11 protein-coding genes are annotated in these 13388 nt (G+C 46.3%); 4 read left to right on the top strand and 7 right to left on the bottom strand.

Features of this window, described 5'->3' with window-relative positions:
- Positions 1–44 precede the first annotated feature (44 nt).
- Both LFX25_RS02010 and lepB read left to right on the top strand, forming a co-directional pair.
- The gene (locus LFX25_RS02010) at positions 45–1595 is read left to right on the top strand and encodes an LA_3751/LA_3752 family putative glycosyltransferase (RefSeq protein WP_238728643.1); all 1551 of its coding nucleotides are present in this window, start codon (positions 45–47) and stop codon (positions 1593–1595) included.
- Complete coding sequence (gene lepB, locus LFX25_RS02005) at positions 1592–2173, top strand: signal peptidase I (protein WP_238728642.1); 582 nt, start codon at positions 1592–1594, stop codon at positions 2171–2173. The genes LFX25_RS02010 and lepB overlap by 4 nt, the downstream gene beginning before the upstream one ends.
- Positions 2174–2261: 88 nt before the next feature.
- Here lepB and LFX25_RS02000 read toward each other — a convergent pair whose 3' ends face one another.
- From LFX25_RS02000 to LFX25_RS01970, 7 genes are all read right to left on the bottom strand, one after another.
- On the bottom strand, positions 2262–3050 hold the full coding sequence (locus tag LFX25_RS02000; protein ID WP_238728641.1) for a hypothetical protein: 789 nt from the start codon (positions 3048–3050) through the stop codon (positions 2262–2264).
- A 56-nt stretch (positions 3051–3106) separates the two neighbouring features.
- A complete protein-coding gene (locus LFX25_RS01995) occupies positions 3107–4486 on the bottom strand; it encodes an Lcl C-terminal domain-containing protein (RefSeq protein ID WP_238728640.1) in 1380 nt (459 codons plus the stop codon).
- A gap of 133 nt (positions 4487–4619) precedes the next feature.
- Positions 4620–5126, bottom strand: coding sequence for a TlpA family protein disulfide reductase (locus tag LFX25_RS01990; protein ID WP_238728639.1), 507 nt, complete (start codon positions 5124–5126; stop codon positions 4620–4622).
- A gap of 192 nt (positions 5127–5318) precedes the next feature.
- Positions 5319–6218, bottom strand: coding sequence for a decaprenyl-phosphate phosphoribosyltransferase (locus tag LFX25_RS01985; protein ID WP_238728638.1), 900 nt, complete (start codon positions 6216–6218; stop codon positions 5319–5321).
- A gap of 147 nt (positions 6219–6365) precedes the next feature.
- Complete coding sequence (gene eutC, locus LFX25_RS01980) at positions 6366–7136, bottom strand: ethanolamine ammonia-lyase subunit EutC (protein WP_238728637.1); 771 nt, start codon at positions 7134–7136, stop codon at positions 6366–6368.
- A 3-nt stretch (positions 7137–7139) separates the two neighbouring features.
- Positions 7140–8528, bottom strand: a complete 1389-nt coding sequence (locus tag LFX25_RS01975) for an ethanolamine ammonia-lyase subunit EutB (protein WP_238728636.1) — start codon at positions 8526–8528, stop codon at positions 7140–7142.
- A gap of 136 nt (positions 8529–8664) precedes the next feature.
- Positions 8665–10284, bottom strand: a complete 1620-nt coding sequence (locus LFX25_RS01970) for a TrkH family potassium uptake protein (protein WP_238728635.1) — start codon at positions 10282–10284, stop codon at positions 8665–8667.
- Between the two features lie 198 nt (positions 10285–10482).
- Between LFX25_RS01970 and fusA the strand changes: the two genes are divergently transcribed.
- Complete coding sequence (fusA, locus tag LFX25_RS01965) at positions 10483–12603, top strand: elongation factor G (RefSeq protein WP_118954598.1); 2121 nt, start codon at positions 10483–10485, stop codon at positions 12601–12603.
- A 111-nt stretch (positions 12604–12714) separates the two neighbouring features.
- On the top strand, positions 12715–13383 hold the full coding sequence (locus LFX25_RS01960) for an LIC_10271 family cell wall hydrolase (protein WP_238728634.1): 669 nt from the start codon (positions 12715–12717) through the stop codon (positions 13381–13383).
- Positions 13384–13388 lie beyond the last annotated feature (5 nt).

The raw sequence follows: 13388 nt of genomic DNA, 5'->3' as shown, positions 1-13388 counted from the left end.
CGATCGTGCGCTCGTTTCAGAAAACGGAAATACATGAGAATATTATGAAATTTAAAAATATTTCTTATGAATCGATCCGAAAAATCGCCTCTTCGGCCGGACTCAAAATCGCGGCGCTGATTTTACTTTTTGCAGGTTCTTTGACGGCGGCCTACTATACGAAACCGGACGCTTCCTTTGCGGCGGACAGCCTAATGAAAGTTCTACAAGCGAAGGGCTGGGTCGAAAGCGATTTTCGATCCCAGGAAGTTTTTTATTTGGGAAAACGAATCGACTCTGAATTTCATTTCTTTCCGATCGCAACCGCAACCACGGAGCGAGGCGAAAAAATCGGTCCGTTCCCGATCGCGAACACTTTGATCACAGCCCCATTCCTTTGGCTCAATCGGCCAGGATGGCTCGTTTATCTCTGTGCGATTCTTTTTTGCGCTTATATAATTCTTTTATATACGATGACAAAACGTTTCATGGTTTCGATTGCAGCAGTGTTCGCAACGCCATTGTTTCATCACTTCATTTCTTTTTCGGATGTTGCCGTTGCGGCGCTTTTGATTCTTTTGGCCGTTCTATTTGTATATCGCGAAAATTCCATTTTTTCGGGAAACCGCACGGCACCAATGTTTCTTTCGGGAACTCTAATCGGATTGTCTTGCTGGTATCGACCGGAAGCGCTGATTCTTGCCGTATGTTTGAGCGGCTCAGCGGTATTTGTGAAGTTTTTTTCGAAACAAAGCCGACTTTCCGACGACTGGAAACAAATAACCGCGTTTCTTTTCGGCTTTGCCATAATCTTTAGCGCATTTGTACTTTATAATTTTCTAAATTATGACTCGCTCTTAGGTCCGCGAGTTACCTCCAACCGATCGATCTCCGACTTCAATATTTCGGTGAAAATTTCAAGCGTACAAAGTCTTTTATTCGCAGGGAACGGTCGTCTCGGATTTTTCGGATATTCCCCTTGGTATGCTTTCATTCTTCTTTTCGGATTTTGGAAGTGGAAGAAAGCGAGCGATAGCGTAAGAATTTGGATTCTCGCCTTTTGCACGAATCTGATTGCCGTAGGAATTCTCACTCCGAACGATTCGAATATCGATTGGGGTTCACGTTACCTGACCTGCAGTGTTTTTATTCCGCTTATACTTTTAAACGAAATCAAAATTCCGGAAAATCCGAAAAAATGGATTCGGAATCTGATTTTACTCGGTTTTGGAATTTTGATTCTTTATTCCGTCAACGTGAATTTAAAAGTGATCCCCTTGATGAGAAAGATCGCGATCCAACTCGATCGAATTCAAAACGCAATCCCTTGGGACCGATCCAAAGTCTTTATCACACAGAAGATTCATATCGCGAATACGTTCGGTTTAAATTATCTTTCACAAACAATTCTTCTGATTCACAGTCCGAAAGACCTGGAGGAAATTCTCCGTTCAAATCCGAAAGAAACGTTCTTTTTAGTGGAAGACCAGCTCGACAAATCCTTATCCGTTCTTGTTCGAGAAAAGTTTTCGGCGCAATTCGTAATCAGAGAAGTTCCGAGTAGTGAAGAGCTCTTGCGTTTGACAGAAGTTACTTCAGAGCAAAATAGAAAATGAAAGACCTCGAATTAAAATCGAAGATAAGAAAGTATATGCGAAGCATTCTTCCCATATTCCTTTCCTTGTTCACGATTCTACTGATGAGGATTTTTTTATTTCAAATATATTTCATTTCTGGCTACTCTATGGCTCCTTCTTATAAGGAAGGAGATTTAATCTTAGTCACTAAATGGGGATTTCCTGCGAGAATCGGGAAATGGGAAATTTCCTTCATCGAAGGAAAAGTCGATCGTTTTGAAGTTCTCGTTCTCGACGGATTGGAAGAAGAACTCAGTTTAAAAAGAGTCGTCGGACTTCCGGGAGATTATTTCCGTTTTGAAAACGATCGCATTCTCATCAACGACGGACCATTACAGGAAACGTTTTTAAAACCGGGCTTTAAAACGATCGCGCCGTCCCTGTCCATGATTCCGATGAGCGCAGTCAAAGGGAACGTTCCGATCGGAGACGCGGGAAGAATTCCTCCCGGCTATTTTTTAGTGTTAGGCGATAACCGCGAAAACTCTACGGATTCCAGAAACTACGGCTTGGTTCCGTTCCAAAAACTGCGCGGAAAGGTCTGGCTGTTTTTGTAGACTCGAGAAATCCGGAAAACGGACACACGGAAATCTTATATTCAGAATATTTAATTCTTTCTATATACTAATGTTTGAATTCTTTACTCTATTTTTTAAAATCATTCTCGCCCGTTTCCTTAAACAAAAGCGCGTCGTCGAAGTCGGAACCGCGATGCGGAAAGGCCTGTTCGTAGAAAAGGGCCGCAAATAACTCGAAGTCTTCGTCCGTAGCCAAGGAGTTTTCCTCCCAGTATTCGTTTCTGCGTTTGATCAAAACGGAAATCGTTTCGTCTTCCAGGGAAAATTCCTGTCCGGCCTCGTTTAACTTGCGGATCAACCAATTGAGATTATAAATCGTATACGGCCCTAAAAATTCCAATGTCGCAACCGTGGGTTCTCGTTTCATCAGCGCCTCGGTGTGAAACAAGGGAACTCTCAAGTCGTATGCGTCCTTCGTTTGCAGATAATGTTTGTAATTGGCGGAGATCGATTCCAAAAACGAAAACGTATTGAGATAACTGTTTCGAATCATAGTTTCCTTTTCGGGATACCGAAACAGCACGTCCATCACGTCGACAAATTCTCCTTTGGAAATCGCCTCGCGCAGAATCTCGTCAGCGGGCGCCGGTTTCGGAATCGGATCGACCAGTTTAACGAATAGATATTTGATTTCGTACGCGAATCTGGATTCTCTTGGAATGTAATATTCGATCCAGATCGGTTCTTTGTAATAATGGATGAGTTCTTTTTTGGGAAGATCCGGCGTTACGCTGAGCGACTTCAGCTTTTTAACGTCGTCCGTGATTACCTTTTTCCCTTCAACCCTCGTTCTTGATTTTTTGATCTGCCGTAATTCCGACTTATTCAATAGGGGTTTTGGTTTGAACGGCTCCATAATCTATTTATCGGTTTGGGAAGAATCGATTCTGAATCGAGATCCTTTCGAAAAACTCAAGGTCCGGTCGAAACACAACGCGCATAAGCGGCCGAAGGTTTTGTAAGATTCATCACGTTGTTTGCGGCTCCGAATTGAATCACCCACGCATCGGCCGGGTTCGTATAACTCGTAGAAGTCCAGTAGTTCGCGGCCTGAGTGTTCGGAAAATAGGTCGTACTGATCGAAGGACTTACCGCGCTCAAATCCAAGATGCTTCTCAATTCGTTAACGGAAGGAAGTCTCCAACGTCTTCCACCCTGCGTGGAAGAATTACACGCGGTCAAAGCGTTCGACCAAGTCAACGAAGTCGCGATTCCCGTATTGCAGGCGGAACCGGAATGACCCACCGTACATTGCATCCAAATCAATCCGGTGTTAATGTCTGTGATCGTAGAATCTCCGTTATTCTTAAACGACAAAGAAGGCAAGGCGCTTCCCGATACGCAACGCGCGTCGTTCGTATTTCCCTGAATCGTCAATCCTACGATTCCATCTGTGAAAGAAACATATACGCTTTGGGTTCCCGGTGCGTTCGGATCCCGATCAGAACTCCAATGTCCCACACCGTTTGCGTTCGGGAAGAAGGAAGCGTAAGTCGCGGGGCTTGCCCCGCTGTAGTTCAACATGGTCGCATATTCCCGCAAAGATGCAAGTCTCCAGTCGGTTCGATTTCCATACCCGGGAGTATTCAACGCGGTACAAGCGGTCAGCGACGCAGCCCAGCTCAAGTTGCTCGGCGCACCCGTACACGTGGACCCGGTTTGCCCTTCTTCGCAGCTTTTCCAAATCAAACCCGAAAGATTGTCCGTAGTTGTATAATCCGTCCCAGTTACGTTCGTCGGTCCGGTTAAACTCGAAGTCGATCCGTTTTGCAGTTCTCCGTCTTGTCCGGTTCCGCTACAGGAAATCGCAGCTCCCGATCCGTCCCAACAAGAAGTCTGACCTGTTTTTAAAGGAGGAGGCCCGTACAAAATCAATTCCAAAGAATACGTAATGCTTCCCGCGGAATTCGCGGCTTTGATTTGATACACGGAATCGACTCCCGCATAACCGATGTAAGATCCCGAAATTCCTCCTCCGATTGGATCCAAAAAAACGCCCGTGGGCAACGCAGGAGAAACGGAATAACTCAATCCGTTTCCTACCGCATTCGGACTCAAACTGATCGGACTTCCGTTCGCAAACGCGGCAGCCGGATAACTCAGAGAAGTCGGAGCGGGTCCGCAGAAAGGATACAAACCGCCCGAACCGGAACTTAAAAAAGCCGATTCTAAATAGGCCTTGGAATTCGGATCACAGATGTTTTCTTCGAGTTTGGGTTTGCAGTTCGCAAGAAGGAAAACGGAAGTGATAAAGTATAAAAGTGAGAATCGAAAAGACATTTTTGTTCGCATGAAACGGCGGTTCCCGGGATGAAAGTCCACAGTATCAATGGATGTAAAAAAAACCGATTTTACAATCATTATCGGAAGAATTGAATCCAGAATTTGGAAAAATATTTCCAAAATGAAAACGGAAACTTTCCGTTCAAAAAAAGAAATACGCGATCCAGATTCTCAGGAAAAAACTCAACGGGTTCATCATACCCGTATCGGCAAAACGGATCACACCGGAACGATCCAAAACGACGAACGACGGATAGGCGTTCACCTTCCATTCTTTCAATAATTGAGGATTGGCGGGAACGACCTTGAAGTTCACTTCGCGTTCGCGGACATACCGTTCAAGTTCGGCGCGATTTTCCCCCTCTTCCAAACTCACAAAGGAGAATCTCGAACTTTGTTCGAGGCGATCCGCATACCATCGGACCAAAGGAAGATTGGTCGAACAGACTCCGCACCAAGTCGCCCAGAAATAAGCGACCGTCACCTTTTGTCCGGAATCGTATTTGCCCCCGCCGTACAGATCGGTTCCGTTGAGCGAAACACCCGGTTTTAAATCGGAAGCTTTGAAAATCGATAACGCTATGGTTATCGTTAAGAACAGCAAAATCCAAAAAGCGGCGGTTCCGCTCTTTTTCAAAAATTCTTTCATCGGTATTGAATTCGTTTCCCGGCTGGGATCGTTACGTTCGATCGCGGATTTCCTACAAAGGTTTCGTTCAAAAAGTTTGGGGAATCGTTTTTTCGTTGAACGAATATCCCACCGAGAACCAGACCTAACAAATGAAAAACAACGTTTCGAAAATCGGCCGCAATGAACGCACAATCGGAAAAAACTTTCAGATCAAAGATCGAAACGAATTCCCTTTCCGAAACCGGAATACATGATCGCGATGACTAACGCGACCCAGATCAGACCTGCAAACAAAACTCCCCAATCGGAAAGAATCGCCTTTGTCGGGTTATGCCCCATGTTCTTGATGTAAATGATGTACAACGAACGGAAGATCGCATATACTACGACAGGAATGGTGTAAATCATCTGATCGGTTCCGAGGTTCGCGATGGTGGTCGGACTCGTGACGTATAAAACGTAACTCATCAAAGTCATCGTCGCGACGATTCCGAGCATCATGTCCAAAAATCCGGTCGAATATTCGTCCAGAATTTTCCGATGACCTTTTGCGTTTCCTTCGAGTATGATCAATTCTCCCCTTCGTTTGGAAAATCCCCAGAAAAGAGCGAGCATGAACGTACACAAAAGAAGCCAGGAAGAAAACGAAACATGGATGATCACGGAACCCGCGATCGCGCGGATCACGAAACCGATGCTGATGCTCATCACGTCCAAGATCACCATGTGTTTTAAGAACTTGCTGTAAAGAACGTTGAACACGAGATAAAACGCGACGAGACCGAAAAAGACCGGATGCAATAAATACGCGAGGATCAAGGATAAGGGAAGAATGATCGCCGTGATAAAAAGTGCGAACGAAGGATCCAATTTTCCGGAAGCGAGAGGTCTGTGTTTTTTTTCGGGATGGAGCGCGTCTTCCTTACGATCCAGATAATCGTTCACCACATACTGACAACTTGCGACTAAGGAAAAAAGAAAAAAAGCCGCGACCACACGCTGCACGGATTCCGGATCGGTCAGCTTCTTTGCAAAGATAATGCCCGCAAAAATGATTACGTTTTTGATCCACTGATGGATTCGGAGCAATTTCAAATACTGGAAGAGCATACCCGGTTACATTCCTTGGAATCCCTCAATTCAGCAAGGAAAAACCGGACATGGAAACGGTAAAACGGATCTGAGATTCTTGAACGAGGATCGATGAATTCAGAAATCAAGATAGAATCTTTCTGTCGAAATCGTTTCAGACCAATTTTACGAATCGATCTTTTTCGTTTCCGAAATCGGAAGCGCTTCTTCGTCTTTAAGTTGAACGCCGGAGATTTGTTTTTGAAGGGACAAGGCAAGAAGATACGCCGCTTTTCTTGAAGCGTCGGCAAAGGACATTCCTCCGGGACGAATGTTGGAAATGCAGTTTCTTCGTTCGTCGGTCAGACCGCTCGTAGGTTGATACGTTAGATACAAACCGAGACTGTTTTCGGTCGATAACCCCGGACGTTCACCGATCAGAATGACGGCCGCCTTTGCGTTCCAAAATTCTCCGATCTCGTCTCCGATCGCCACTCTTCCGTTTTTTACGATCGTAACCGGACTTATCTTGAGTTTCAGGGTTTGTAATGCGGGAAGAAACGTTTCCAAAAAAGGAAGTAAAGAATCTCGAATCGCGCTCGCGGAAAGCCCGTCCGAAATCACCAAACTCAGGTCAAATTCTCCCCCAAACTTGGAATCGCTTTCCTTCAGAGCTTCCAAAGTTTTATAACCTTGCGAAGAAACTTTTTTTCCGAGGTCGGGACGAGCGAGATATTCTTCCCGCGAGTCGGCTTTGGATTTGATATCGACATACGGCAAACCGTACGCCGATAAAAAATCGAATAGATTGGCAAAGTCCACTTCGGCCCAGACCGCGTCTCTTGCCCGCGCGTGATCCAAACGAAATCTTAGAATTTCTTTTGTAGGAAGCGAAACTCCCGAACGGCCCAAGCCGATTCTTGCGGAAGTCCAACGTTTCCATTCTTCCCAATTCATACTTCAACCCGCCAGACTATCCAAATCGGATAAAAGTCCGGTCTGTAATGTTTCATCCATAGGAATCAAATCGGAATCCAAGATTCCCTTCTTCAAAAGCCATTCTTCGAACTCGGGTGCGGGTTTTAAACCGAGGACTTGTCTTAGATACAACGCGTCGTGAAAGGAAGTGCTCTGATAAGAAAGCATAACGTCGTCCGCCCCCGGAACGCCCATAATGTAATTGCAGCCCGCGACTCCCAAAAGAGTGAGTAACGTGTCCATGTCGTCCCCGTCCGCTTCCGCGTGGTTCGTATAACAAACGTCGACTCCCATAGGAAGTCCCAAAAGTTTTCCGCAGAAATGATCTTCCATTCCCGCTCTGATAATTTGTTTTCCGTTGTATAAGTATTCGGGTCCGATAAAACCAACGACCGTATTTACGAGCAAAGGGGAGAATTCTCTCGCGACCGCATACGCCCGCGCTTCCAACGTTTGTTGATCGACTCCCCAATGTGCGTCCGCGGAAAGACCGGCGCCTTGACCGGTTTCGAAATACATCACGTTGTCTCCGACCGTTCCGCGTTTGAGGGAAAGCGCCGCTTCTCTCGCTTCGCTTAACAATTGGAGATTGATCCCGAAACTTTCGTTGAGCTTTTGACTTCCTCCCACCGATTGAAAAACGAGATCCACCGGTGCGCCTCTGCGGATCAATTCGAGAGTGGTGGTAACGTGACTGAGAACGCAACTCTGCGTCGGGATTTCGTATTTTTGAATGAGCGCGTCCAGTAGATTCAGCAAAGAATGAACCGATGGAAGATTGTCCGTCGCCGGATTGATTCCGATCACCGCGTCCCCGCTTCCTAAAAGAAGTCCGTCTAAAATTCCCGCAGAAATTCCTTTCAAATCGTCGGTGGGATGATTGGGTTGGAGTCTTGCGGAAATTCGCCCCGGAAGACCGATCGTATTTCGAAATTTCGTAACGACCCTGCACTTTTTAGAGATCGCAACGAGATCCTGGATCGAACAAAGTTTGGAAACGGCCGCCGCCATTTCGGGAATGATGCCGAAGACTAAACTTTTCAAAACCTCCGAGTCGGTCTTTTCGCTTAACAAAAATTCGCGGAATTCTCCCACGCTCTTCGAAGAGATCTTGGAAAACGAATTCCGATCGTGATGATCCAGAATCAGGCGCGTTACTTCGTCTTCTTCGTATGGGATCAAAGGTTCTTCCAGAAATACGGACAAAGGAAGATCGGCGAGAATCATCTGTGCCGCGACCCGTTCTTCGTAACTCGCGGCGGCGATCCCCGCGAGAATATCCCCCGAACGTAGAGGACTCGCCTTTGCGAGAAGATTCTTCAGATCTCCGAATTGATAATGGCGATTTTGAATCCTGGTTCTGTATTCCACGGACCAGAGATTCCTTTTTTTTCAAGGACTGCAACTAGAATTTTTTAAGATAAAGAATGGAAAACGCGGATCGAATCGAAGGGAAACGCGTATATATTCCGAAACGATGAGAACGATCGAACATCAAAAACGGCCTTTAACCGACTTGAATTTTCAAACCGTCGTCTTTGCTTCCGAGATCCCCTAAACCCGAGTGGCCGGTAAACGCGATCAAAAGAGTGAACGTCCCCACTCTTCCCATAAACATCAGCGCGATATAAAGAAACTTCTCTAGATCGTTCGTATAGGGAGTCATCCCCAAACTCAAACCGACGGTTCCGAACGCGGACATGACTTCGAAAAAGATCGTTTCGATTCCGTGTTTGTTTCCGTTGGCGAGAGTGATGATGAACATAAAGACAACGAGAGACAACGTAGCAAGAAAGTAGATCCGAGTGGAAATCGCAACCGAGTTTTTGGATACGTCTTCTCCCCAGGCCTGAACCCGCGCCTGCGGGCTAATTACATTTTTCAAATATAAGATTAATATAAAGAAGGTCGTGATCTTGATCCCGCCCGCGGCTCCTTGAGGACCGCCACCGATAAACATCAAAGAACAAAGCAATACGTATGTCGCGCTTCGGATCTCGGTGATGTCGAACGTATTGAATCCGGCGGTTCGAGAGGAAACGGACAGAAAGAACGAATTGAACAGCTTCTCCGTAAAACCCATCTTACCGATCGTCTCGACGTTGTTATATTCTATCAAAAGAATCGAAATTCCTCCGATATGAATCAAGATCAAAGAACCCAAAACGATGATCGCCATCTGCATCCGGTTCGCGTCGCCGAACAATTCCTTACGATACACTTCCAAACGCTCTTCCAATCGAACCGAAGTCGCGATGACAAAGATATACCATCCGGGAGGATCTTCTCCGAGAAGAACCGTTCTCCGCATCATAAACGTTTCGGTAACGGCTTCCACCTTTCCCATAAACTTTTGCACGATTTCGAGGAGCGACTTCTCGATAAAGATGATCACGGGAAATCCGATCCCGCCCATCACGATCAAAAACTGAACGATCAAAAGACAAAGAGGATCTTTCGCCAAAAAACTCAAATCGTCCACGATGGAAAATCCAGCGTTGTTAAACGCCGAAATCGAAGTAAAAATACTTAAAAACAATTTGCCGGGAGTTCCCGGAAGTTTGTCCGTTTCCGGCATACAAAAATACAGAAGAGTCGCGCCCACCGCTTCGATCGAAAGAGAAATGTTAAACAAAGAAATCAGCATTCTTCGAACATACGAAGCTTCGGCTTCGATTTTCGTTTTTCCCGGTGCGACGACGCCCGAAGAAGGAGGAGACTTCTTCTCCCTCAATCTTTTTGCAAGATGAGCGTCCGTTGCTTCGTACACGAAGGAAGCAAGACGAGTGCTTCGCGACAAACCGCGCACGACCAACACGCCGATCAACACCGTAAACGTGATAATTCCCAAACCTCCGATCTGAATCAGAAACATCATGATCAGCTGAGTGGATCTTTGGAGTTCGGAAAGAAGAACGGGCGAAAGCCCCGTAACACAAATCGAGGATGTCGCAAGATACAAAGAATTCGTATAAGTCAGTTTTCCGGATTCGGAAATGTAAATTCCGAATGAACCGATTAAAATCGCCGCAGCAAAACCCAAACAAAGGGTTCTGGCCACCGACAGCAAAAGGAAGGCTTTCGCAATTCGGTTTACGTTTCTTTTAATCAGTTTTAACGGATGCATGGCGGAGAATGCAAAAGCTCATGATTTTTCCAAATCCTTTCGGGGCAAATGAAAAACGGTTCTTAAACGGTCTGACTCATCGATTTGAGTTTACAAAACCGCTCTTTTTTGGATTATGGTAAATTGAGGGACTTTCTCCAAATCGTCCCTTACCGGTATTTCACCGGGGTATTTGCAATCTTTTATAAGAGGATGGCCATGAGCACTGCTGTAGCCGAATTCAAACCGAGCGAAAAACTTCTGAAAACCAGAAACATCGGGATTTCCGCCCACATCGATTCTGGAAAAACGACCCTTACCGAAAGAATTCTGTTTTATACAAACCGAATTCACGCCATCCACGAAGTTCGTGGAAAGGACGGAGTCGGTGCGAAGATGGACAGCATGGACCTCGAAAGAGAAAGAGGGATCACCATCCAGTCCGCCGCGACCTATTGCCAGTGGAAAGATCATACGATCAACATCATCGACACTCCGGGTCACGTTGACTTTACCGTCGAGGTAGAGCGTTCCCTCCGCGTATTGGATTCCGCGATCCTCGTCCTTTGCGGCGTTGCGGGCGTTCAATCACAGTCGATCACCGTTGATCGTCAGATGAGACGTTACAACGTTCCTCGCGTAGCATTCATCAACAAACTCGATAGAACCGGCGCAAATCCTTTCCGCGTCATCGAACAACTTAAGGAAAAGCTGAAACACAACGCGGTTCCGGTTCAAATTCCTATCGGTTTGGAAAACGACCTGAAAGGGATCGTAGACCTCGTTAAAATGAAAGCTTACTACTTCGAAGGTAAGGACGGAATGGACATCCAGGAAAAAGAAATTCCGGATGATCTCAAAGAACTCGCGCAAAAGAAACACGAAGAACTTTTGGATGCGGCTTCTATGTTCTCCGATGAATTGACCGAGGCCCTTCTCGAAGGAACTCCAACCGAAGAGATGATCAAAAAAGCGATTCGTACCGGAACGATCGAACTCAAGCTTACCCCCGTTTTTATGGGTTCCGCTTTCAAAAACAAAGGAGTTCAAAAACTTCTGGACGGAGTTTTGGATTATCTCGCAAGCCCTGTGGACGTAAAGAACAAGGCTCTCGACCAAAACAACAACGAAGAAATGATCGTTCTCGAATCGAACTACGAGAAACCTCTGGTTTGCCTCGCGTTCAAACTGGAAGACGGTCGTTACGGTCAGCTCACCTATGTGCGCGTATACCAAGGAAAACTTTCCAAAGGTATGACCATCTACAACATGTCGAATAATAAGAAGCACAACGTTGGCCGACTCTGTCGGATGCACTCCGACGAGATGGAAGATATCGACTACGCGGAAGCGGGCGATATCATTGCTCTTTTCGGAATCGATTGCGCTTCCGGGGATACGTTCACCGACGGAAAACTCAAAGTTTCCATGGAATCCATGTTCGTTCCGGCTCCGGTGATTTCTCTTACCATCGAAGCAAAAGAATCGAAACACTTAAACAACCTTGCGAAAGCGTTGAACCGTTTTACCAAGGAAGATCCTACGTTCCAAACCCACGTAGATCCGGAATCCGGACAAACCATCATCAAAGGGATGGGAGAACTTCACCTCGAAGTTTATATCGAGCGTATGAAACGCGAATACGGAGTGGAACTGATCACGGGAGCGCCTCAGGTTGCGTATCGTGAAACGATCACTTCCAAAGCGGATTTCGATTATACCCACAAAAAGCAGACCGGTGGTCAAGGTCAGTTCGGTCGTGTTGCGGGTTATATGGAACCGATCCCGCTCGAAGAAACGCTGGATTACGATTTCGTAAACAAAGTCGTGGGTGGTGCGATCCCGAGAGAATACATCCAGTCCGTGGACAAAGGATTTAAGAGCTGCTTGGAGCGCGGGTCCCTCATCGGGTTCCCGATCATCGGTGTTCGCTGCGTGATCAACGACGGTGCTTACCATGATGTCGACTCTTCGGATATGGCGTTCCAAATCGCGGGTCGTTATGCGTTCCGTCAGGGATTCAACAAAGCCAATCCTCAGATTCTTGAGCCGATCATGAAAGTGGAAGTCGACGGACCTTCCGAGTTCCAAGGAGCAATCCTCGGATCTCTGAACCAAAGACGCGGTATGATCTTGAACACGACCGAAGAGGATGCTTACTGTAAAACGGAAGCCGAAGTTCCTCTCGCGGACATGTTCGGATATTCTACCGTATTGCGTTCCTCAACTCAAGGAAAGGCGGAATTCTCCATGGAATTTTCCAGATACGCTCCGGTTCCAAGAAACGTAGCGGAAGAGTTGATGAAAAAATACAAGGTCAACAACAAAGACGAAGATTGATTCTCGAAAGAAATTCTTTCTTCGAAAAAGGGAGCCGAAAAGGCTCCTTTTTTTTGTCCGCGCGGATTCCGAGACGGGTTTCCCTCCGAAAAATTGCCGATATTAAAAAGGATGAACCGCGTCTTTTTAAAAATCGGAATTCTTTTGCTTTTTCCGATCTTTTCCCGGATCTTTGCGGCCGGATCGCAGAATCTTTCCTTTTACACCGTCGAAAAGGGGGATACTTACTATTCTCTGGGAAAAAAATTCAAAGTCGATTATCATAAGATTATGGAATGGAACGGAAAGAAACAGACTGACCATCTTATTCCCGGCGAAAAGCTGCGGGTTCAAAAGTCGCAACGGGAAAATGACAAACCTTCTCCTTCTCCGATTTCCAAATCGATTCGGCCCTTGCCTGAGGAATCTTTCGATTCTTCCCGACCTCCTCTTCACTTTCCGTTAAAAAGCCGTGCGCCCGTGCAGACTCCGTTCAACAAACTTACGTTCGCTCCGCACAAAGGCGTTTTATTCAAAGCGTCGCGGCACAACGAGGTTCGACCGGCTACTTCCGGCAGGGTTTTGGTCGTGGACGAGATGGACGGATATAAGAAATACGTAATATTAGAGCATAAAAACGGTTATTCGAGCGTTTATGCGAATCTCAAAAGCGTATCCGTTTCCGAAGGAGACACAGTAGATTCCTCCAAAATTCTGGGCGCGCTTGAATCGGGCAAAGGACTTTACTTTCAACTGAACCGCGGAAGCGTTCCGGTCGACCCGGGTCTGCAAATTCGATAAGAAGA

The organism is Leptospira sanjuanensis (assembly GCF_022267325.1).
GTDB classification, from domain to species: Bacteria; Spirochaetota; Leptospiria; order Leptospirales; family Leptospiraceae; genus Leptospira; species Leptospira sanjuanensis.
The sequence above is the reverse complement of the archived record's forward strand: the minus strand, read 5'-3'. Positions and strand labels throughout refer to the sequence as shown.